The sequence below is a fragment of the Aestuariibaculum scopimerae genome, assembly GCF_059428085.1.
The window spans coordinates 3,192,427-3,214,238 of sequence record NZ_CM182089.1; the positions used below are offsets into that span (position 1 = coordinate 3,192,427).

The following is a 21,812-nucleotide window of genomic DNA, read 5'->3' on the forward strand; positions in this document are numbered from 1 at the left end:
TAAAAAGCACATCTATTTAGGCAGTTCCTAAATATATTATTAAAGCTCAATATCGGCATGTGCCCAGCTTTCAGCAATTAGGGCTTCCATTTTTTTAACATTCTGGTTGTCATTAAGCGCTGCATAGGCTTGCTTTAAGCCGTGGTGTGCCCAGCCGTTTTTTGGGAAATGTTCCAAATCGGCTTTATAGGTTTTAATGGCTTCTCTATACTGTTTTGCCTTAATTTGCACAGCACCTAAGTGGTGGCGTATAGAAAAGAACCAATCTGGCGGTTCGTTGTAATTCAGTGCATCTTCCATAACAACAGCCTCTTCCAATAAAGCAATACTGTCCTTATAGTTGCCCTCATGGGCCAATATTTCGGCTTCCAACACCTTCTCGGCAATAAGTACCAGGGCGTGAACCGAATTAATATCCCAAATGGTAATATCCTTTAAGCTATCGTCATACGTTAGTACCGTTAGCGCCTGTAATTCACTTTTGGCCTTATCAACATACCCCATGCCCAAGTACGCCATACCTTCAGCATAATGCTTAATGGCTTTGGGATAGTTTAAATCGTAAGTTTCCATTTTCATGCTTAGAATTGTATCCCATTGTTTTAGCTTAACAGCCACATAATAGGGGATGGTGTAGTAATGCTGTAAAGTACCCCAGCCAGGTTGTTTCATAATATCGGGGTGTACATGTTTAGATACCTTATTGGCGCCAACCATGGCCCAATGGCTATTGCCCTCTAAAGTAGCCGTAGCAGCCATAAAGTGGTAGTTATGCGGATAATACCCCAACGGATACGCCCCTTGCGCATGGCAGGCCGTTACATAGGCACTATCGGCTTTTACAGCGGCAATGTTAGACAGGGTGCCTTTATGGTATTCGCCCGTTCTAATATACGTATGCGATGGCATGTGCAATAAGTGGCCAGAGCCCGAAACCAAACCATCATCAAATACTTTGGCAGAGGCATTGGAGCGCTCTGGCGTTTTAGAAGCCTCCACTGCATGAATGTAAAAATGGTGCGCCCCCGGATGTTTGGGGTTTTGGGCAATCAGCTTTTCTAAAAGCGCTACAATTTCTAAAGTCCAAGATTTTTCAGTGCCATCCTTTTCGTTAAGGTCCCAGGGTGCAGATTCATAATCGACTCTGCATACAGCGCGCTTATCTCGGTATCATTTGGATACTTTTTATAGAGCTTTTTCATGGCCTCGGAATAATTGATGTCTAATTGGCTCCGGTCTTCAGGTGGCGTTTCGGCATAGCGCAAAGCCATGGCACTTATAAATTCCCGTTCCTTATCCGTAGCTTTCTTCATAGCAAGCTCCTTGGCCTTTTGTATAGCTTTATAGGCCCGTTCGTAATTATCGGGTTCCATACCCGCATTGTAATTGGGCCCCAATACATAGGCATAGCCAAATTGGGCCATGGCACATTCGGGGTCTAATCGCGTGGCGTAGTAAAAAGACCGTGCCGCTTCGGCATGGTTAAACGCATAGGCCAATGCCATACCTTGGTTAAAGTAGCGCTGTACCAATACATTATCGGTACTTATGGGATAATCTATAACATCATACCCTTCCAGTAAAGGGGCTATGTGGTCTTCCTGATACCATTCAGCATCAGTAACAGCAGGAATGCAGTTGTATTTAGAGGCTATGGTGGGCTGTTCTACCATAACTTCGTCGGGTTGTTTACTAGTTTGTTTACAAGAAAAAAATAGATTTAGAGCCATTAAAGATAGTATGACCTTTTTCATTGTTGTAAATTTTAGTTGATTAGCTTGTTGTGCAACAAGTTACGTTTTTTTGAGTTTTTTTTGAAATATCTTTGGCGTTAAATTTTATCGTAGCTATTTATGTATTTAAAAATTGCAAGTGCCCAGACCGTTTTTTTTATAAAAATATCCGATAAACGGTATTAAAAAAAAGATGTAGAACACCTCAACTTGCACAGACCATCTATGCAAGTTTACCGGGCCACCGACTCAACCTTACCTGTTCAGTACTAAGGGTTGACCTGCCCAGTAGGTAAGGTTGAGTTGTCCGGTAGGTAAGGTTGAGTTGTTCGTTTCTGCAAGTTGCAAAAACCGTCTGGGCAAGTTGATGGTGTTTTTTCCTTAATTTTTAGGCTTTTTTTAAGAAATTGTTATACTTGTTTACGATTTTAAAAGATGTTAAAAACGTTGTATTAAATACAAAAAGCTACCCTAATGGTTTAGGATAACTTTGTTGTTTATTATAGCTTTCTTTGACTTACCCTGTACGGCACTCGTTGCAAACGAAGGCTAGGGTTCAAAAGCGCCAGTTTAGGACATTACCTATTCTAAAAAACAATAAGCCTCAATTAAGAGGCTTATCATTATATAATTTTCTGATTACCAGAATTCAATTTGAACTATTTTTCAAAAGCGCCAGTTTAGGACATTACCCAGTTTAGGACATTACCATAGCTCGGGTTATTACTTTTTAATTTTCAGTTATACTTGCCCTGTAAATTCGAAATCTGTAATAGACAATTAATCCTATTGCAATAAAAGTAAAAAAATGTAAAAAGAGATTTAACAAATTATTTTCAAAAATAATAAAAATAGGTCTTACATAATCGGAATCAAGGCCTCTAAAAAGAAGGAACGAGATTAAAAATATTATAAAATATTTTATCCAATTAGCTTTAATATAAAAATTGAATAGCAATGATATTAATGTTCCTCCAAAAATTGGAATATAATACATTGCCATATTTAAAACAAACCTCTTTTCTAAGAATTGGTTATTGGCAAAATCAAAATCTCTAAAAAAATCATCTTTGAAAATCAATATTATAAGGCCTAGTGACCTAACAATAGTAAATATAGAATATATCAATATTACTATTAGTAGTGTTTGATAATTGCTTTTATTTTTTATCATTTTATAATTTTTTTAAATAATCTTCATTAAAATTACGTTTGTCAACACCTTCTAAAAGATTTTTAGCTGCGTCAACAGCTGTATCTCTAAAACTCTTAATGTTCGAGTTGACTTCATTAGTAGCATAATCTTTTAATTCTTGATTAACATCATCGAAATTTATATTTGTCATGGTAGATTCACCTGAAACAGTTTTCCCATCGTTAAGTTGCTTGCCATCAAATGAGTTCATTCCCGAACCACCTTCTAGGTTATAAGTAGTAGTCGAAGACTCTGTAGCTCTTGTTACAGCAGATTCACCATCACTAATTCCAAATATACCAATTTTAACAGTCGTTGTGGTGGTTTTCTGAGTAACAGAAAATGAACTAGCATTTTCAATGCTATTTACTTTATTGCCATCTGAATCATAATATTGACTGTTTATTTCAGTTACACTGTGGCTAACAGAGTAAGTAAACTCATTTGCACCTCCAGTAATTAAACTTAATTTATTAACACTTGAGAAATCATCGGCAATTTTAGAATACTCTGAGACTCTTCCAGAACTGCTTTTTCCAGAAGTAGGTAGTGTGTGGCTATGAACTCTTGCAGTCGAACTAAAATCTAAAGCCCCTTTTCTTTTTGCACGATGTGGAAAAAAGTAGGTTTTTGTTGGGGATGTATTACCACTTCTATTAGTTTTTATTACTTTTTTTACTGGATCATTAGCAAATGGAGCCATACCATCAGGGTCAATAAAATAAATAGGATTATCAAACGCATAATTATAAGGGCTATGTCGTCTCATCTGCTCTGCCAACGGGTCAAGGTTCATCCATCCACCCAACGCAGGGTCATAGTTCCTAGCTGTAATATCATACCAGTCCAAACCATGTTCATCCTGTAGCTCCTTGCCCCCAAACTTATATTTTAAGGCAGGATTTGTAGAATTGACCACAATATTATACCCTTTATGCTTAAGCCCAAAAGGATAGTAATTGTTTTCCTCCAAGATTTCGGTGGAGGTAGCAATACTGCCATTGCCATTCAGGTCACTATAGCTTAAACGAACGTTCCCCAAATGGCCCTTAAACTGGTAGGTGTACTTATAGGTACTACCGTTAACATCCACATAGCCCTCAGGGTGGGAATACCACTTGTACCTTAAAACTACGCTATTAAAACGTTTCTTTTTGCACCATACTTCAAAATAAAATCTCAACGTAGCTATGGCTATGTTTCTATTTTCTTTTTCGTCTGGCACAAAAATTATCCGTTTTCCTTACGAGTACTTTTAAGGCACAATTGGTATATAGAATTTCAAAGAACCTCCTTCGTACACATAGTTGCCCGCGTACTCCGTTGTGCTGCCACCGCTCACAATCTTCTTTAGCTTGGTGCCAACGGCATCGTAAATATAGGAAATTTGTTATTTGGGTGATATCAAAGATTTTTTAAGACCTTATAATTAGTCACAGTTCTTAAAAAACAATAAGCCTCAATTAAGAGGCTTATCATTTTATAATTTTCTGATTACCAGAATTAAATTTGAACCGTTTTTCAAAAGCGCCAGTTTAGGACATTACCAGCAATCTTTTTCAAGAGTAAAATCAATCCAATTGCTGCTATTACTATTATAATCCAGTATCTCCAATCAAAACTTAAATGTTTTAATATTTTATTATATTCTAAGGAAAATAATGCGATGATAGATATGATAAAATTGTAAAAGGAATGAAATAAAACAGCTCCTTTTAATTTAAATTTCAAATATATAAAGGCCAATAGGATTCCAAACAAAAATGCAACTAATATTAGCTCATAGTTTAAATTTAAGGGATTCACATGGCTCATTGAAAACAGAAGACTTGAAATCACCATAGATATCACCATATTTAAATTATACTTAAGTAATATACTGAATATTAAACCTCTAAATATAATTTCTTCTAATATTGGAGATAATATAACTGAAGATGTAATATTTGCCCAAAATTTAAGATTTATATTTCTTGTTTTATCTGTCAATACTATATCTTCTCTGTTGAAAACATAATTACTATTGATAATAAAATCGACGAAGGCCCTAAATAATATAACAACTATAATTGCACCAAAAACCACCTTTAGGTCTATATTTGTTTTATCATAAAATTTAAACTTAAAAAGGCTTGAACTTATTAAACATACTAATATTATGAATACTAAATATAGAAGCGGCTTGGCAAGAATAATTAGGTCATAGTGTTCTTGTGGTAGAATATCAAGACCTAACCCTATGAGATAAAAGCTTGCATAATATAAACCGAAATAAAAAATTAAAGCTATTAAAATTGATACAAAAATAGCTTTAATTTTTTCTCTCTTAGTCTTTTTCAATTTACTTTTCTTTTAAGTTTTTCAAAGAATCTTTTTTCTTAACAAGACGTTTTTTAGCCCTATCCAATTTTATACTATCTGTCGTGAGCATTTGGATTTGTTTCCCTGTTGCATATTCCCATGCGAGTGGATTCAACGGATCGCTATCATCAGGTCCCATATCTCTCATGCCTTTAGTTGAATTAATTTGATTCACCTTGGCTTCTATTAATTGATCAATAGAATCCAATTGTTTATCAATTTTTTTATCCTCTGCTACAATCTCATTCTTTTGTGCTTCTTTAATTTCAGCTTGTTCTTTATCAAAAGCAATAACGTCCATTTCTCCTTGAACCTTAACAACATCTCCTTCATCAATATTAGATTTCTCAATTCCATCCTCAACTCTATTTTCCCCATATTGCTCTTCTACCATTGCATCGGTTTCTTTAAAAGTATATCCTCGAGCTTCTAAATGTTGTGTATGTAATGTAGAGGCGCTATCTCCCTTTTCAGCAGTAAAAGTTCCGTCACCATTATCAATCCAATCGGGTCCCATAGGAGCCATACCATCAGGGTCAATAAAATAAATAGGATTATCAAACGCATAATTATAAGGGCTATGTCGTCTCATCTGCTCTGCCAACGGGTCAAGGTTCATCCATCTACCCAATGCAGGGTCATAGTTCCTAGCCGTAATATCATACCAGTCCAAACCATGTTCATCCTGTAGCTCCTTGCCCCCAAACTTATATTTTAAAGCAGGATTTGTAGAATTGACCACAATATTATACCCTTTATGCTTAAGCCCAAAAGGATAATAATTGTTTTCCTCCAAGATTTCGGTGGAGGTAGCAATACTGCCATTGCCATTCAGGTCACTATAGCTTAAACGAACGTTCCCCAAATGGTCCTTAAACTGGTAGGTGTACTTATAGGTACTCCCATTAACATCTACATAGCCTTCTGCATGATTAAAGAATTTCAAAGAACCGCCTTCGTACACATAGTTGCCCGCGTACTCCGTTGTGCTGCCACCGCTCACAATCTTCTTTAGCTTGGTGCCAACGGCATCGTAAATATAGGAAATATTTCCACCCGACAAGGCCACATAGGTAGGTAAATTTAAATGGTTATAGGTAATATTCGACGAAATGCCCTTGTTGTAATCGCGCAGCATGTTGCCATTGGCATCATAGGTGTACTCGGTGGTAATGTTGGAGCCATCGCTAAACCCATAGGTGTCGTTACCGTTGTCCAGTACCTTTTTAAGCTTGTTGCTGGTGGTCTCGTAGGTGTACACCAAATTGTCCATCACCCCAAAGGCGGTCGCCCCGCTATTGGTGTGCCCACGTCTTTCCAACGCGGTGATGTTGCCGTTCTTGTCGTAGGCCACAGAGGTCAGGTTGTAATTGCTGCTATTGGCAGTTCCACTGGTAATCCGGTTAAGGGCATCGTACCCGTACCGGTACCACTTAAGCCCAGTGTCGGTATTGGCGGTCTTCCACTCGGTCTCGGCAATGTTGCCGTTGTATAGCTTGGTGCCACTGTGGTCCACGGTATTGTAATTGAGCTTAAAAGCAAAGAGGTCGGTGCCCAAACTGGCGGGGTTGTTAATCTGTTTGAGCCAGCCCCTTACGTTATAGGTATAGTTTACCGTTTGTAAACGGCTCTGGGTGGTCTTACCGCCCACGCCCTTGCTTATCAATTGGCCGCGGTCGTCGTAGCTGTTGTCCACAATAACCTCCAGCACATTGCTGTTGTTGAGCTCTTGGGTCTGTTTTTTCAAACGGCCCATGTGGTCGTAGGTAAAGAGGTCCTCGGTAATAACGCTGGTGGCCCCCTTAACGTGCGAGGTCTCGGTTTTGTCGGTTAGCCCGGTAAAGTCCAGGGTGTGCTTAACAATATCGGTCGTGCCCAGATAGGCATTTACGCTCTTGGTGTATATGGGCCTTCCCTTAACATCGTAGCCCGTGGTGGTGGTAATCCAGTTGCTGGTGCCCAGTACACGTACCTTGCTGCCCGTGGCGAGTCCCTTGGTAAGCTTTTGCGTGCCAGCAGCGTTGTTGTAGTTGATAATGGTCTGCCCATTATGGCTGGAGGGAAAGCTTGTAAAGCCATCAAAGGTATAGTTGTCGTAATAATTGATGGTATGTACCTCCGAGATGCTGGTGGGGTAGGCCCCGTTGTTGTAATAGACGGTCGTACCCGCAATGGTAGTGGACGAGCCGCTCTTGGTAACATACTGCGCGCTTATGCCGTTTACGGTGTTCTGTAGGCTGGTCCTGCTACTGCCATTACTGGTAAGCCCTGTATAGGCCACCCTGCCAAAGGCATCGTACTTGGTAAAGAGCCATTTGCTCTGGGCATTGAGCAGGGCATCCTGGGTAAGTATGGGTTGGTTTAGCTTGTTGTAAACAATATACTCCCAGCCTTTGCCCGGTATCTTTTTTTCTACCAATCGGTTTTTATCGTCGTACTTGTACTGGTAGCACAGTTCCGATAGTTCGGTGGCATCGGGCAGGGCACTGTGGGGCTCGGCCTTGGGAGGCAGTACAAAGGTTAGGTTGCCATAGGTATCGTAAACATAGTACGTATCGTGTGCCGTACTGGCATTGTAGGTGCGCTTTAAAACTACACGCCCCTGTTTGTCCTTAAATTCCTCGGTGGTATGGTTGGTGCCGCTGGTCCAGTTCTCGTCCTTGGTAATGGTCTTGAACAGGGTGCCAGAGGCATAGCTGCCATTGAGTACCAGGGTGGGCACGTAAGTGGTTACGTTATTGGTGGTGGTAACCGATATGGTTACCCCATATTTTTTCACCTCGGTACTGGTGTTGGATTGGTAATCGAATTCTATTTCGTTGCCATTGCCCAGTTTCCAGTCCTTACCAGGGGCACCTTGTTTAAGGACCCTGCCCAAAGGAGATGCTTCCAGTTCCTTTTCGGAGTAGGGGTTTATGTTGGCCGTGGTCATACTGGGGAAATCGGCATCAAAAGCAGCGGCATCGTAATAGCTTAGGGTGGCAGCCTCGGCATTGGTTTTATAATTACCCCGATCGGTTGTTGCCGTATAGGGCAGATACTCCTTGGTCTGTCTGCCAAAGGCATCATAGCCTATATGGGTAATAACATCCTCGTTGGCACCGCCTGCCCGTATGCCAATATTCTGCATGGGCCTGCCCAGGCCATCAAAATAAGCCACGTTTTCTATCTTTTGGCTATCGGTTAATCCAGAAACACTGGTGGCCGCTATTCTGGGCGTAATGGTGTGTATGTAGTTTTCGTCGTCACTGGGACCACAGGCATCCTGTGTTATGGTGTAGTTTACCGTGCGTGCCGTGCTCCATTGCGCCGAGCTGGTCTCATAGGCCCTTAGGTAGTATACGGTTCCCGAGGTCCTGTCTACATAGGTTGCCGAATTGCTTGTACTGGTTCCCGTAGAGGTACTTTGCCAGTACCATACCTCGCCACTGGGGGGTGTGCCCCTGGTAAGCCGGGTACTGTTGCAGTAATTGGTAATGGTGGGCATGGGTGGGGTGTCCGGCCCCGATGCCTGAATGGTAACGTTCATGCTTTCCAATACCGTAGAGTTGGACTTGCAGGTCACGGTCCCGGTACCTGCCGCTCCCCATTGTACGGTTACATAGTACTCTATGCCCAGGGCTCCCGACGCAACGATGGTACCGCCCGATATTACCCAGTTAACGTTAATGTGCGATACCCCGTCCCAATAGGAATAGCTTTGGGTACTGCCGGCAGCTACCGGTGTGGGCCCAAAAAGGTTTTGGCCCACGGCCAGTTGGCACCATGCCAGCAATATAAAAAGGCCCAGGCTGTATTTTTTATGCGAAATGTTGTTCAATACGTTTTTCATCTGTTTATTTTTATTGTTTTTTAATTGTCAGATGGAACACTTAGATAATCATACTCGTGTGTGTCAAGTGATTTGTCATGGGTGTTTCATGATCTTAATTTTTATTGATAGGTAATGGTGTCAATCTTAAAGCTGTACACTTCGGGGTCTATATTGGGTATCTGTATGGTGAGTGTAGCTGTTGTGCCCTGGGCCTCGCTTCCCTGTACCACTAGGGTGCCCTGGTAGCCCTCGGTGGTAATGTTAAAGGTCAAGCTACCCAGGTTAAGGGTGGCCTCCCAGTTGGTTGCTTCTGTACCGGTTACCGTAAAATTGGTGGTGCTGGTTTTGCCGTTGTTCTGTTGTTTCCATGCCAATAGCCCCCCTGTTTTGGTAAAGGTTGAATGTATTGAAACGGGCTCGCCCTTAATGCTCAGCTCGTTACTGGTAAGGGTAAGGTCTAAACTTGTGCTTTGCGCGCTTAGGTTGGCTGTGGCGCACACAAACAGTATGTGTATTAAAAATAGATATTTCATTTTAAATGTTTTTAAGGGGTTATTGGTCTTTGTAGTGGTATTCGTTTTGTGAAATAATCTTGCCATCGGCATCCTTTACTTGATACAGGCGGTTGTACACATCGTACTCGTAGTACATGGTATAGCCCTTGGGGTCGGTCACACTGGTAACCCCAACCAGAGGGTCATAGGTATAGGTTGTTACCATGGCATTGGGCAGGGCCGTCCTAATTTTGTTCAAGGTGGTTATCATGGTCGCTTGGCTATAGGTGCCGTTTTTAATATTGGTAAGCTCGGTACCTGTTAAAGTGGCCTTTACAGCGGTTTCGGTAGCGTTCTCTACCTTGGCAACGGGATATTGCCCGTGGTAGCCCCAGAGCACACTGGTATTAATACCGTTTTCGGTATGGTATTGGGCAATGTTGCCATCGTCGTAACTATCAAAAGTAAGCACCCGCTCATCACTGTTGGCGGTGTTTACCAAAGCGCCCTTTTTGCTAAAAATTTCCTCGGGCAGGTAATACCCAGAAAAGCTTGCATAGTTGGTTTTTCTATGTGATACAATCTGTGCCCCTTCCAACACTTTTGTTTCTAGGGGTATGGCAATGCTATTGGCATTGATTAACGTGGTATTGCTCAAATCTTGCGCATACTTATAACTGGTTTCAATGGTATTGCCCTTTGAGTCGGTCGTAGTGGTTTTCAATACCTCTTGGTTGGAGCTGTTATAGGTATAATCGGTTGTCGTTAAGGTTTGGTTTACCAGGGTACCACTGCTATTGTAAAAATATTGCGTAAGCTTGGTTTGGTCTTTTTTGTACCAATAAATGGGCAGGTTGGTACTTAGCATTTCTTTAGTTTCTCCTAAATTAAAAGGAGGCGTAATACAGGATGGTGTTGATGTAATGTTGGAGTCCCCATGGCTGTACATCTTAAAATCTTGCCTGCTGTTGCTAACGCTTTGGTTTTCGGTATAGGTGTTCTCCTCTTTGCTTAACAGTTTGTCCTGTTCATTATAGACTTCCTTTTTAAGCAATTGGCCCCGTTCGTGTGCCAAGCTAAGCCGAATAGACCCATGATTGTCATCTGCAACATAATCGGGGGTGGTGGTATATTTATAGTCTGTCCTGCCAATGGTATTGCCAGAGGCATCCTTATCCAGTTCGGTAACATACTCGTAGGTAATGCTGTTGTTTTCCATACCTGAGCGTGAGGAAGCCCCATAAGTGCCTGTATTGGATACTGTCCACTGTTCTGAAGACGGCCAACAATTTCCTACATTAAAATAGTCAAAATCCGAGAAGCGGTCGTACATAAAATGGTCGTTTACAAATTTGCCACTGGAATTGCTTGTACCGGGCGTGTTGTACAGGTACGATTTCTTGCTTACAAAGGTGTCGTCATCATCATAGTTGGTAATATCCTTAATGCGCAGCCCAAACCCTTGTACATTTTCATTGGGTAGGTTGCCCAGTTTGTTAAGATATGATGCCGCAATATGGCCTTCAATTAAACTGCCAAACACTTCTAAAGTTACATAAACACTGCCTGCACTTAATGGAACTGCTTGTGCATAGTTGTTGCTGTAACCGTTAAAATACAATACCTGATTGCTGTTATTGATTACCGTAATCCTGGCATAAGCATATTTACAGGTTGTAGGGTCGCAGCCCGTGCTGGTGAGTTCTCCCGTAAGATATAGGGTCGTGGCTTCGTTTAAACTAAAGCTAAAGGTCTCTTCTTGCATATCGGGAATGGTGGGTGTGTTGGCGGCATTTCCCGTACCTACAATATCCAAGTATTCAGTTACCGTTTCGTCCTTTATAAAAAGGTTTTTACCATAAAAGGAGTTAGGCTCATAGGTAAATTGGGTATAGCCCTTGGTGGGATATTTTATCTTGGTTAGCATACCAGCCTGCATTTTACTAAGATCTATAGAACGATTGGCAGCTCCAATGTCGGTAATGGTCCCAGAACCTGGTATTTGAACCGTCCGTTTAGGGATTAGGTTGCTGTTGCTCTTACCATTGTAATTGCCAAAATAGTCCATAGCATAGGAGGTTAGCGCTGGAAGCTGTACAGACGAATATTCTAAATTAACAATGTCCTTATCATCACTGGGGCCATAGGTTTCATAAACACGATCCAGTTTAAAACGGTATTTACTATTGGTTACCGTACCTGTGGTACTGTAAACAAAACGGATGGTCTTTACTTCAGAATATCCAGAAGATGCATCGCCTTCCTCAACAATAATCTTATCTAAATATACCCCATTGGTACCATCGCCCCCAGCATATTGGGAGTTGCTTGCCGTGATAAAGCGTACCCGACCCCCAGAAAAATTGATTTGCTGCAACTTATTGGCATACGAAAGGGAGGTGGAATTGTTTGATGCCCAACCATATACCTGGGACTGGAAGTAATGTTGGGTATCTTCGGATGTTGATGAAAAAATCTCACTGTTGGTATATTTTTGAGAGTGGCTTTCACCATATGAGATGGCCGTATATTGTGTGCCATAGCTATAGGTAATGCTATCGCCTTTGGTGTTCTTTATTTTAGTGAGCAGCCAAGCCGATTTATAAGCGGTGTTGTGTATGTGTGTGGCACCACCACCAGTAGGCTTGTTTAGTTTGCTTTCCTCATAGTCTGCAAAGTCGTATTGGGTGCCCTGCTTGTCTATAATTCTATAGAAGTATTCGTTTTGTAGGTTTACTACATTATGCCGGTATATCTTAAATTTATCCGGTGGGAATATGTTGGTTACTTCACCGTCATTCTCCGAGTCCAGAAAAAATGTACCGCTTACAGTGGGCAAACTTATATGGTAAGCATCTTTAACCCAGGAATATTTTAAGGCATCTCCAATGTCTGGATGTGAAAAATAATAAATATTGGAATTTATGGTATCTGTTAAATCTGATACATTTGGAAGTGTATAAGGATCGGGTTCCAGTTCATCCGGTGTGTCCCGAGTTTCCAGACTAATAAGCCCCCCGGTATCCAACGACCAGCCCAGGCCTACCCAGGTAGGCATTTGGTTTACCTTAATGCCCGAGGCATGGTATTTTAAAGTAATGGGCACTTGTACATCTCCAGAGCTTAACGTGTAAAGCGGAACCTCAATACGTGGCAACCCAGAAGCGAGGTCAACAGGGTAGGTGCCGTACTTGCCCAGTTCGGCAGCCGTGGGTGCCGGAGGGAATATATCGGGCAAATCTTCTTGTCCCAATACATGGCCAATAGTTAATAGAACCAAAGCGAAAAATGTTGCATATGTTTTCATCTTACAATACAATTAAAGGTGAATGTGTTTAAAAATGTCAGGGATAAATCTATGGAACATTTTTTAATTAACAGTAAGGGTTATCCGCAAAATAAGTAAGGGTTAATCATTACTTTTTTACGGTAAATCTGTAAAAATATGGCTAGTGGCAACTGTATTTGTTTATTGGGCGGTATATTTATACAAACAACAATTTTTTTAATCCTCCATAAACAACTAATTTAGTGCCCGAACTTTTAAACTTTATAACTAAAAACAAACTAATGAAACACCCATGAGGATTACATTCACACACACGATGATGAATATTTGGGTGTTCCATCTGACAAATAAAAAACAATAAATATAAACAGATGAAAAGACACTTTATAACCTTGTTAGCCATTGTATGTTTGGTTGCCTGTGTACAAACTAAAGAAACCAAACAAGCCGAAACCCTCTCTGAAGTATCGGCTAGTACCGTAGGTATGTCTTACGTACGGCTCAGTCAAATAGACTCCATGTTAACTAAAGCTATAGCCAACCAAAACATTCCAGGAGCTGTTGCCCTGGTGGCTAGGCAGGGACATATTGTGTACCATAAAGCCTTTGGCATGGCCAATAACACCTTAAAGGATACCTTACAAACAGATGCTATTTTTAGAATTGCTTCACAAAGTAAGGCCATTACATCTACAGCTGTAATGATGCTGTGGGAAGAAGGTAAATTTAGTCTAGACGACCCCATAGCCAAATACATACCAGAATTTGGACAGGCTAAACTGTTGGACTCCTTTAACCCGGCAGACAGTTCGTACACCACCAAACCAGCAGAAACCCAAATAACCATTAGAAATCTGCTTACCCATACTTCTGGGATTGGTTACGGACAAATAGATGCCGATGCACGCTTTAAAAAGCTATACGCCAAAGCAGGTATTGTTGATTTATTTACAACCGATACTGTGCTTATAGCAGATAATATTAAGAAACTGGCAACCTTACCATTACACCATAATCCGGGCGAAGGCTATACCTATAGTGAAGGCCTAGATGTATTGGGGTACTTTATAGAGGTTGTTTCTGGAATGCCTTTTGACGAGTTCTTAAGGACCCGTATTTTTGAACCACTAGGTATGAACGACACCCAGTTTTACATACCGGAACCTAAACACGACCGTTTGGTAACGGTACAGACCAAAAACGAAAACGGAGACTGGATAAAATACCCCGTAACATTTTATGACACCGATTACCCCATTAAAGGGGCCCAAACCTTTTTCTCGGGCGGGGCAGGGTTAACCAGTACAGCAAAAGACTATGCCACATTTTTACAAATGTATTTAAATAAAGGGGAGTTGAATGGCGTGCGCCTATTAAGCCGAACCACTGTAGAGACCATTTTAACCAATCAAATACCATATATTTCCAATAAAATAGATCGCTCCTATGGCCTGGCATTTGGCTTAGTCGATAAAAAGACACATGATTTAGGTGGCACGGGTAGCGAAGGTAGTTTCCAGTGGGGGGGCTATTTTAATACCAGTTATTTTGCCGACCCTAAAGAAGGGCTTATTGGTATTATTTTGAAACAAACCCGCGATGTGAGCAATGACAATTCCTCAGCAATATTCCGTCGCTTGGTCAATCAGGCTATTGCAGACTAAAATAGTTTAAGAGCAATTATAACTTGTAAGTATAGATATTTCTAACTGAAATTTCAATTATTTGAAACTTATTCTTACAGAATGGCTCAATTTGGGACGATTTGGGACGATTTGGGACACATTGGGAAGACCCCCTAAAAAAGCAGGGGTTTTGTTCGAGGTTTGTTCGAGGTTTGTTCAGCCATTGGTCGGGGACATTTTTTCTTGATGGGAGTTTGGCTGAACAAACCCCGAACTAAGGTGCTATGAAACCAAAGCAAATTATATAAAATGGTATAAAATAATTACATTAGAGACTCTAATTCCTCAATGAAACCATACTTAGATAGTTGTTTAAAAACGCAATAATTTAAATCATGGAAATAAAAAAACAAGGTACCGTTATGCAAATCGTTAAGATAAAAACCAAATTATCTGAAGCAGATATACTTAAAATAGCTAAAGAACGTGAACCACAGTTTAAGGCCATTCCGGGCATTGTTCAGAAATATTATGTAAAAATGAAAGAGCCAGATATGTACGGTGGTGTTTATATATGGGATTCTATGGAGTCTTTACAGGTTTTTAAGGCATCTAACTTGGCAGCTACGATTGCTAAGGCTTATGAAGCAGTAGAGCCTCCTAAGGTAGAAATTGTAGATATTATGTTTCAACTTAGGTCATAACAGTATAAAAACACAGATATTTCAAATAAATAATCAATAAAATTTAAATCTATGGCATCTAGAAACCTATTTTTGTTATTTATATGGGCGCTTATGGTAAGTGCCTGTTCCTCTACTAAAGCCAACCCGTTATACCAAACCACCTGGGAACTTGAGTATATGTCGGGCATACGCATAGCTTTTAATGGGCTGTACCCCGATAAAAAGCCTAAAATAGCCTTTGATAAAGACACCCATAAAGTAACGGGCAATAATAGCTGCAATGGATATTCGGCAGATTTTACCATAGATGGGAATATGATTTCCTTTGGCGAGCCCGGGCCCACAACCATGATGTTTTGTGGCAATGGCGAACAGCAATTTTTAAACACCATTAAAAAGGTAAACCGGTACAGTATTGACAGCGAAGGCAAATTAAACTTAATGATTAATGATATTGCCATGATGCGCTTTAAACCCATTAAAGAATAGAACTCATAGCAGGAGCCTTGGCAAACAAAGAGTGTAATATATTGTTTACCTCTTGGTTTTTTAACGAAAAACTTATTCAATATATTAGTGTAACGCTTAATTTTTGTTAAATTAGCTAAAAGAGGGGTGTATTGGATAGTCAAAGATGTTGACTATCCATTACACCGCATATTTTTTAGAACCAAAATCTAATAGACTAAAAAGCATCGTAAATAAACAATAGTTTTTAGTTTTTAACTTAACTTAAAGCATGGAGAAGCCAGTCTTTTCAGAGAAAGAAAACAACCATTATTTTAAAAACATTCCCTTGAAAAAAATAATGCACTTCCTTGAAAAAAAAGAATACGGTTTTCTTACCAAAATGGCTTCAGGAATTTGCAAAACAGACACCCTATTGGTTGGTATATTAGATACAGAATTCCAATATATTGAATTGTGTAACCACCTAGAAAACACCACGTCTATAAAAGCATTTTCTGTTTTTGCCAATACCGTTAATAACACTTCAGAAATACATATTGTAAATGATGTTAGAAAAGATGAACGCTTTAAAAATGCACCATCCCATAATGGTACACCTCCCATTGTTTTTTATGCAGAAGTACCATTGGCAACTCCCTCTGGAACCCATGTAGGTACATTGTGTATTGCTGATGATAAACCCAATGTATTAACCAACAAACAAATAGAATCTCTTGAGCAGCTAGCTATTCATATAGTGGGTTGTTTAGAACTAAAAATAGAAAATAAGGAAATAGGGAAAGACAAGGAACGTTTTGATAGGTTCAGTAATTTGTCGCCCGACATTATATACCGCTTTTCTTCTGATAATAGTTTAAACTACCATTCTAAACGAGTGATAGACATATTGGGATATACGCCTGAGGAATTAATTGAAAACCCAGATATCTGGATAGATAATATCCATCATGAGGATAAAGACCATGTTAACAAAAGCATAGAAAGGGCTATTGAAGGAGAACATATTGATGTTGTTTACAGAATAAGAACAAAACAGGGTAAATGGAAATGGCTTCACGACAGAAGCATAAACCTTTCTAAAAAAGAAGGCAACATTGTTATAGAAGGGATTGCTTCGGATATTACACTGCAAAAGGAAATAGAAAACAAACTTTTAAAAACCACCAACTTCTTAGAAAAAACAGGTGAAATGGCCCATGTTGGGGCTTGGGACTTGGATGTTATTAAGGGGACTATTTTTTGGACCAGTGTTACCAAAAAAATTTACGGGGTAGCTGCCGATTATGTACCCACCTTAGAAACGGCCATCGAGTTTTATAAAGAAGGAGAGAGTCGCCAGTTGGTAGAGGAAACCATAAAAAAAGCCATGAAAGATGGCAAGTCGTACGACTTAAAATTACAAATAGTTACCAAGAATGGAGAGGAAAAGTGGGTAAGGTCCATCATTAATTCTGAGTTTGTTAGAGGCGTTTGTGTACGTTTGTACGGTACTTTTCAAGATATAGACGAACAGGAAAAGCGCCGTATTGCTATTCTACAAGAAAAAGAGAAAAACCAGAATATTATTGAGGGCACCAATGTAGGTACATGGGAATGGAATGTACAAACAGGGAAAACGGTGTTTAACGAACGTTGGGCAGACATGGTTGGATATACGTTGGAAACCCTAGAACCTATAGATATTAATACTTGGATTACACTGATACATCCCGATGATTTGGTAGAGTCTGAAAAAAGATTGCAAGCCTGTTTTAAAAAAGAGACCGATTTTTATGAGATGGAAATGCGAATAAGGCATAAAGATGGGCGTTGGATTTGGGTGTATAACCGAGGTAAGGTATTTAATTGGAGCATTGATGGTAAACCCTTAATGATGTATGGAACCCAACAAGATATTACCAAAAACAAATTGGCCTTTTTGCAATTTGAATTGTTTATTAAACAGGCGCCTTCTGCCATGGCTATGTTCGATATGAATATGAAGTATCTTTCCGCTTCTGGTAAATGGATAGAAGAATATGATTTAGAAGGTAAGGACATTATTGGCCGTTCCCATTACGATATATTTCCCGAGATTAGCGACGATTGGAAAAAAATACACCAGGAATGTTTAAAAGGTGCCATTGATAAAAAAGACGAAGTCTATTTTTTAAGAGAGGACGGCACAGAACAATGGTTGTCCTGGGATATTAGGCCTTGGTACATTTCTGAAGATAACATAGGAGGAATTATTATGCTAACGGCCAATGTTACTGAAAGTAAAATGGCTAAGCAGGAAATTATTAAAGCCAATCGCGAATTAAACGCTATTTTAGATTCTAGTAACGTATCTATTATGGGTACCAACTTAGAGGGAGTAATTACGCACTTTAGTAAAGGGGCTGAAGGCCTTTTAGGCTATAAAGCTTCTGAAATGATTGGCATACATACCCCTGCTTTAATTCATTTGGAAAGCGAAGTGGTACACCGAGGCAAGGAGTTAAGCACTTTGTTTAACAAGCACATTGAAGGATTTGATACCTTTGTGGAATATGCCCGTCAGGGTAAATCTGAGTCTAGGGAGTGGACCTATGTAAGGAAGGATGGTACGCAAGTACCCGTATTGTTAAATGTTACAGCCATTAAGAGTGGTGAAAATATTTCTGGGTTTTTAGGTGTGGCTATTGATATTAGTGCCTTAAAGAAAATTGAAGGCAAACTAACGCAAATGTTGGAAATAACAAATAACCAAAACAAGCGCTTAAAAAACTTTGCACACATTGTGTCTCATAACCTAAGAAGCCACTCAGGAAATATGAGTTCGTTATTAGAAATTCTGTTAGAAGAAAAGCCCGAGCTTAAAACCGATGAGTTGATAGCGTTGCTGTTAAATGCTGCCAAAAACCTTAAAGAAACTATTGAGCATTTATCTGAGGTTGCTATGTTAAGTGCTACGGGCATTAAACAACTAGAAAAAGTTGATTTATCGGAAACCATTAAAAACGCCATTGGAAGTGTTGGGGCTTTATCTAAAAAAGCAGATGTAAGCATTGTTAATGAGGTGGAAGAGGGGATTATGGTTTTGGGTATTAATGCTTATGTTGATAGCGTGGTGCTTAACTTTTTAACTAATGCTATTAAATATTGTGCTGATGAACGGGAAAGTTATGCTAAATTGTTCATTACAAGAAACAATGGTTATATTGTTTTAAATATTGAAGATAATGGTAGGGGTATAGACCTTGAAAAGCATGGTAATAAGCTTTTTGGCATGTATAAGACCTTCCACAAGCATGAAGACGCGCGTGGTGTTGGCTTATTTATATCTAAGAACCAAGTAGAAGCGATGGGAGGCTTCATTGATGTTGACAGTGAGGTTAATATTGGGACTACTTTTAAAATACATTTTAAACATGAATAAAATTGATATTGTTTGTATCATTGATGATGATCCGGCCCATGTATTTATTACAAAAAAGGCATTAAAGCTTAGCGATTTTTGTGATTCTATAATGGTCTTTAAGAATGGTAAAGAGGCTTACGATATGTTTTCGGCTATTTGTTTGGGGGGAGAAAAGTTACCAGATTTAATACTTTTAGATCTTAATATGCCTATATGGGATGGTTGGGATTTTTTAGATGAGTTCACTAAAATAGAAGTTCCTAAAAAGGTTGTTATTTATATTGTTACCAGTTCTAACGATCCTAATGATTTAAGAAGGGCAGAGCAATATGAAATGGTAAGTAATTTTATAGTAAAACCCATTACCATGAACAAGCTTAAGTCTGAACTGGAAAAGCTAAATTAGGCCTGCTTACTTTTTTCGGCGCTTATTATAATTTTTATCACCACGGGTTTTGGGCTTTTTGTATTTTTTGGCAATCTTAAATTTATAAGAACCTCCTAGATTTTCTTTTTGGTTTTTGGCTTTCTTTTCATGAAAAGCAGGACCGGTTATAGCTTCTTCGGTACGTTTGGTTGGGTTGTTGCGCTCTTTTATTTGTGGACGCTCTTCTTCAATAAGCTCAGTGGATATTTCAACAACATCCGGTAGCTCCAATAAAGGAATAGGCATGTCCATAAGGGTTTCAATGCGTTTTAAAGCGTCGTTTTCCTTTTCTGTTGAAAACAGTACAGCTTCTCCTTTGCGTTCAGCACGACCGGTTCTACCAATGCGGTGCATATAATTTTCAGGGTACTCGGGTGTATCAAAGTTTATAACATGCGATATATTGTCTATATCCAACCCACGGGCCATTACATCGGTAGCAACTAAAATACGGTTGTCGCCATTTCTAAACTGCTCAATACTGCGCAAGCGGTAGTTTTGTGTTTTGTTGGAATGGATAACACACAATGCCTCTTTGTAATGTATATCCAATTTTTCAAACAAACGGTCTGCCATTTTTTTATGGGCCACAAATACCAAGACTTTATTAAAGGTTTCGGAGTCGTTTAACAAATGTATTAATAGATTAACTTTTGTATAAAAGTTGGGTACTTGGTAGCGGGTCTGCTCTATATTTTCAAGCGGTGTACCAGATACGGCAATGGATACACGTTGTGGGCTTTTAAAGAAATCGTTAATCAGTAAATCAACATCGGCTGTCATTGTTGCCGAAAACATGATGTTTTGTCGCCGCTCGGGCAAGATGTCAAAAATATTGATAAGTTGGTGCCTAAAGCCCAAATCGAGCATCACATCCACTTCATCAATCACCAATTTCTGTATGGATTTTAGTTGTAAAACACGGCTTAAAGCCAAGTCGTACAATCGGCCAGGAGTGGCCACTAAAATATCCAGGCCTTCAGCAACGGCTTGTTTTTGGGTGTTGATGTTGGTACCACCATATACGCCTAAAACTCGGGTATTAATGTATTTGGTAAGCGCTTCAATATCATTTACCACCTGTACTACCAATTCACGTGTAGGTACCAATATTAAAATACGTGGGGTATCCTGTTTAGAAAACTTTAAATGCTTTAAAATGGGCAACATATACGCGTAAGTTTTACCCGTACCCGTTTGTGCAATCCCTACCATATCTTTACCAGAGCTTACTACATTAAAGGCTTCGGCCTGTATAGGCGTAGGTGTTGTAAAGCCCAAATCGTCCAGGGCATTATACAAGGGCGTATTTAAATTTAAGTCTTGAAACGTCACAAATAGTTGTTTAGCTTGCAAAGTTAACCTTATTTATCCTAATTAGGTTAAGTGCTCGTTATGTATTTCTATGTGGTAACTAGCCGTAAAGGTTTTTTTTGGAGCCAGTTTTAAGATGCCTTCTTTAGTTTTAAAGTTTTGGTTGGTATCCTCATGGTCGGCAATACCTAGCCAAGGTTCTATACAAACATAGTTACCATTGGGTTTGGCCCATATGCCCAAATATGGAAAGTCCTTATAGCTTACGGTAAGTACGTGTCCGTGCAATTTGCTGGTTAAAGTTGTTTTTTTGGATATAAGGTCTTTAAAAATAAGAGCATCGTCATTAAACAGCTCATGTGTTAAAGGGAGTTCATTAGTATTGCTAAGCATTGGTTTTGTTTTGGATGAAATAAGGCCATTGGAGGTATTGATTAAATGGGTGTTAGAGGTTTCTTGGTGTTCAAATGTTAAGGTATAGTCTGTATAGGTTTCGTCACTATACACAGGGCATTTAAAAGCAGGATGGCCCCCAACCGAAAAGTACATTGCTTTATTGTCGGCATTTTTAATAAGGTATGATATACTAATGCAGTTATCTAGAAGTTGGTAAGTAATATAAAATTCAAATTGAAAGGGGTATGCTTTTAAAGATTCAGAGTTATATATTAGCTTAAAAGTTAAGCTATTTGAAGTCTCTTTATGTAAACTAACAAAGGGATTGTTTCTAACCAAACCATGCTTAGGTAGGCTGTATATACTACCCTCAAATAGATAGTTGTTTTCTTTTAAGGCTCCAATAATAGGAAATAAGTTAGGGGCGTGACTACCCCATACATCTGGATTGGCATCCCACATAAACCCGGTGTTGTGTTTTGTGGATGTTATTTGGCATAGCTCTGCACCAATTGGGTTAACAGCTATTTTAAGCTTGTTGTTTTGTAATGTAAACATGGAAATAAAAGTATAAAGGCGTTCTAAATATACAAAACTTGTCATTTTTTAAGGAATCTGACTAACT

The 21,812-nt window shown here is 39.5% G+C and carries 14 protein-coding genes; 5 read left to right on the forward strand and 9 right to left on the reverse strand.

What is annotated here, in order from left to right; genetic code table 11:
* Positions 1 to 39: 39 nt before the first annotated feature.
* The 7 genes from AC5SR4_RS13880 to AC5SR4_RS13910 form a co-directional block, all read right to left on the reverse strand.
* The gene (locus tag AC5SR4_RS13880) at positions 40 to 999 is read right to left on the reverse strand and encodes a tetratricopeptide repeat protein (protein ID WP_495356873.1); all 960 of its coding nucleotides are present in this window, start codon (positions 997 to 999) and stop codon (positions 40 to 42) included.
* A 77-nt stretch (positions 1,000 to 1,076) separates the two neighbouring features.
* Entirely contained in the window at positions 1,077 to 1,754 is a 678-nt protein-coding gene (locus tag AC5SR4_RS13885; RefSeq protein ID WP_495356874.1) for a hypothetical protein, read from the reverse strand.
* 1,154 nt (positions 1,755 to 2,908) lie between these two features.
* Positions 2,909 to 4,153 carry an RHS repeat domain-containing protein gene (locus AC5SR4_RS13890; protein ID WP_495356875.1) on the reverse strand — a complete coding sequence of 415 codons (1,245 nt, stop codon included), beginning with the start codon at positions 4,151 to 4,153 and terminating at the stop codon, positions 2,909 to 2,911.
* Between the two features lie 296 nt (positions 4,154 to 4,449).
* Complete coding sequence (locus AC5SR4_RS13895) at positions 4,450 to 5,268, reverse strand: CPBP family intramembrane glutamic endopeptidase (protein WP_495356876.1); 819 nt, start codon at positions 5,266 to 5,268, stop codon at positions 4,450 to 4,452.
* Between the two features lies 1 nt (position 5,269).
* The gene (locus AC5SR4_RS13900) at positions 5,270 to 9,121 is read right to left on the reverse strand and encodes a DUF6443 domain-containing protein (protein WP_495356877.1); all 3,852 of its coding nucleotides are present in this window, start codon (positions 9,119 to 9,121) and stop codon (positions 5,270 to 5,272) included.
* Positions 9,122 to 9,222: 101 nt separating this feature from the next.
* Positions 9,223 to 9,636, reverse strand: coding sequence for a hypothetical protein (locus AC5SR4_RS13905; RefSeq protein WP_495356878.1), 414 nt, complete (start codon positions 9,634 to 9,636; stop codon positions 9,223 to 9,225).
* A 19-nt stretch (positions 9,637 to 9,655) separates the two neighbouring features.
* Entirely contained in the window at positions 9,656 to 12,904 is a 3,249-nt protein-coding gene (locus tag AC5SR4_RS13910; RefSeq protein ID WP_495356879.1) for an RHS repeat domain-containing protein, read from the reverse strand.
* 353 nt (positions 12,905 to 13,257) lie between these two features.
* Between AC5SR4_RS13910 and AC5SR4_RS13915 the strand changes: the two genes are divergently transcribed.
* The 5 genes from AC5SR4_RS13915 to AC5SR4_RS13935 all read left to right on the forward strand — a co-directional run bounded on the left by AC5SR4_RS13915 (position 13,258) and on the right by AC5SR4_RS13935 (position 19,456).
* The gene (locus AC5SR4_RS13915; protein ID WP_495356880.1) at positions 13,258 to 14,550 is read left to right on the forward strand and encodes a serine hydrolase domain-containing protein; all 1,293 of its coding nucleotides are present in this window, start codon (positions 13,258 to 13,260) and stop codon (positions 14,548 to 14,550) included.
* Between the two features lie 356 nt (positions 14,551 to 14,906).
* Positions 14,907 to 15,215, forward strand: a complete 309-nt coding sequence (locus AC5SR4_RS13920; RefSeq protein WP_495356881.1) for a hypothetical protein — start codon at positions 14,907 to 14,909, stop codon at positions 15,213 to 15,215.
* Between the two features lie 51 nt (positions 15,216 to 15,266).
* Positions 15,267 to 15,686, forward strand: a complete 420-nt coding sequence (locus AC5SR4_RS13925; protein WP_495356882.1) for an META domain-containing protein — start codon at positions 15,267 to 15,269, stop codon at positions 15,684 to 15,686.
* A 250-nt stretch (positions 15,687 to 15,936) separates the two neighbouring features.
* A complete protein-coding gene (locus AC5SR4_RS13930; RefSeq protein ID WP_495356883.1) occupies positions 15,937 to 19,068 on the forward strand; it encodes a PAS domain S-box protein in 3,132 nt (1,043 codons plus the stop codon).
* On the forward strand, positions 19,061 to 19,456 hold the full coding sequence (locus tag AC5SR4_RS13935; RefSeq protein WP_495356884.1) for a response regulator: 396 nt from the start codon (positions 19,061 to 19,063) through the stop codon (positions 19,454 to 19,456). Before AC5SR4_RS13930 ends, AC5SR4_RS13935 begins: the two co-directional genes overlap by 8 nt.
* A gap of 6 nt (positions 19,457 to 19,462) precedes the next feature.
* Here the strand turns inward: AC5SR4_RS13935 and AC5SR4_RS13940 are convergent, their stop codons facing one another.
* A complete protein-coding gene (locus tag AC5SR4_RS13940; RefSeq protein WP_495356885.1) occupies positions 19,463 to 20,812 on the reverse strand; it encodes a DEAD/DEAH box helicase in 1,350 nt (449 codons plus the stop codon).
* A 42-nt stretch (positions 20,813 to 20,854) separates the two neighbouring features.
* The gene (locus AC5SR4_RS13945; RefSeq protein ID WP_495356886.1) at positions 20,855 to 21,790 is read right to left on the reverse strand and encodes an aldose 1-epimerase family protein; all 936 of its coding nucleotides are present in this window, start codon (positions 21,788 to 21,790) and stop codon (positions 20,855 to 20,857) included.
* Between the last annotated feature and the right edge of the window lie 22 nt (positions 21,791 to 21,812).

Coding starts and splice junctions, on each gene's coding strand:
- AC5SR4_RS13925 (WP_495356882.1), top strand. CDS start 15,267: ATGGCATCTAGAAACCTATTTTTGTTATTTATATGGGCGCTTATGGTA.
- AC5SR4_RS13885 (WP_495356874.1), bottom strand. CDS start 1,754: ATGAAAAAGGTCATACTATCTTTAATGGCTCTAAATCTATTTTTTTCT.
- AC5SR4_RS13900 (WP_495356877.1), bottom strand. CDS start 9,121: ATGAAAAACGTATTGAACAACATTTCGCATAAAAAATACAGCCTGGGC.
- AC5SR4_RS13935 (WP_495356884.1), top strand. CDS start 19,061: ATGAATAAAATTGATATTGTTTGTATCATTGATGATGATCCGGCCCAT.
- AC5SR4_RS13945 (WP_495356886.1), bottom strand. CDS start 21,790: ATGACAAGTTTTGTATATTTAGAACGCCTTTATACTTTTATTTCCATG.
- AC5SR4_RS13905 (WP_495356878.1), bottom strand. CDS start 9,636: ATGAAATATCTATTTTTAATACACATACTGTTTGTGTGCGCCACAGCC.
- AC5SR4_RS13930 (WP_495356883.1), top strand. CDS start 15,937: ATGGAGAAGCCAGTCTTTTCAGAGAAAGAAAACAACCATTATTTTAAA.
- AC5SR4_RS13915 (WP_495356880.1), top strand. CDS start 13,258: ATGAAAAGACACTTTATAACCTTGTTAGCCATTGTATGTTTGGTTGCC.
- AC5SR4_RS13920 (WP_495356881.1), top strand. CDS start 14,907: ATGGAAATAAAAAAACAAGGTACCGTTATGCAAATCGTTAAGATAAAA.
- AC5SR4_RS13910 (WP_495356879.1), bottom strand. CDS start 12,904: ATGAAAACATATGCAACATTTTTCGCTTTGGTTCTATTAACTATTGGC.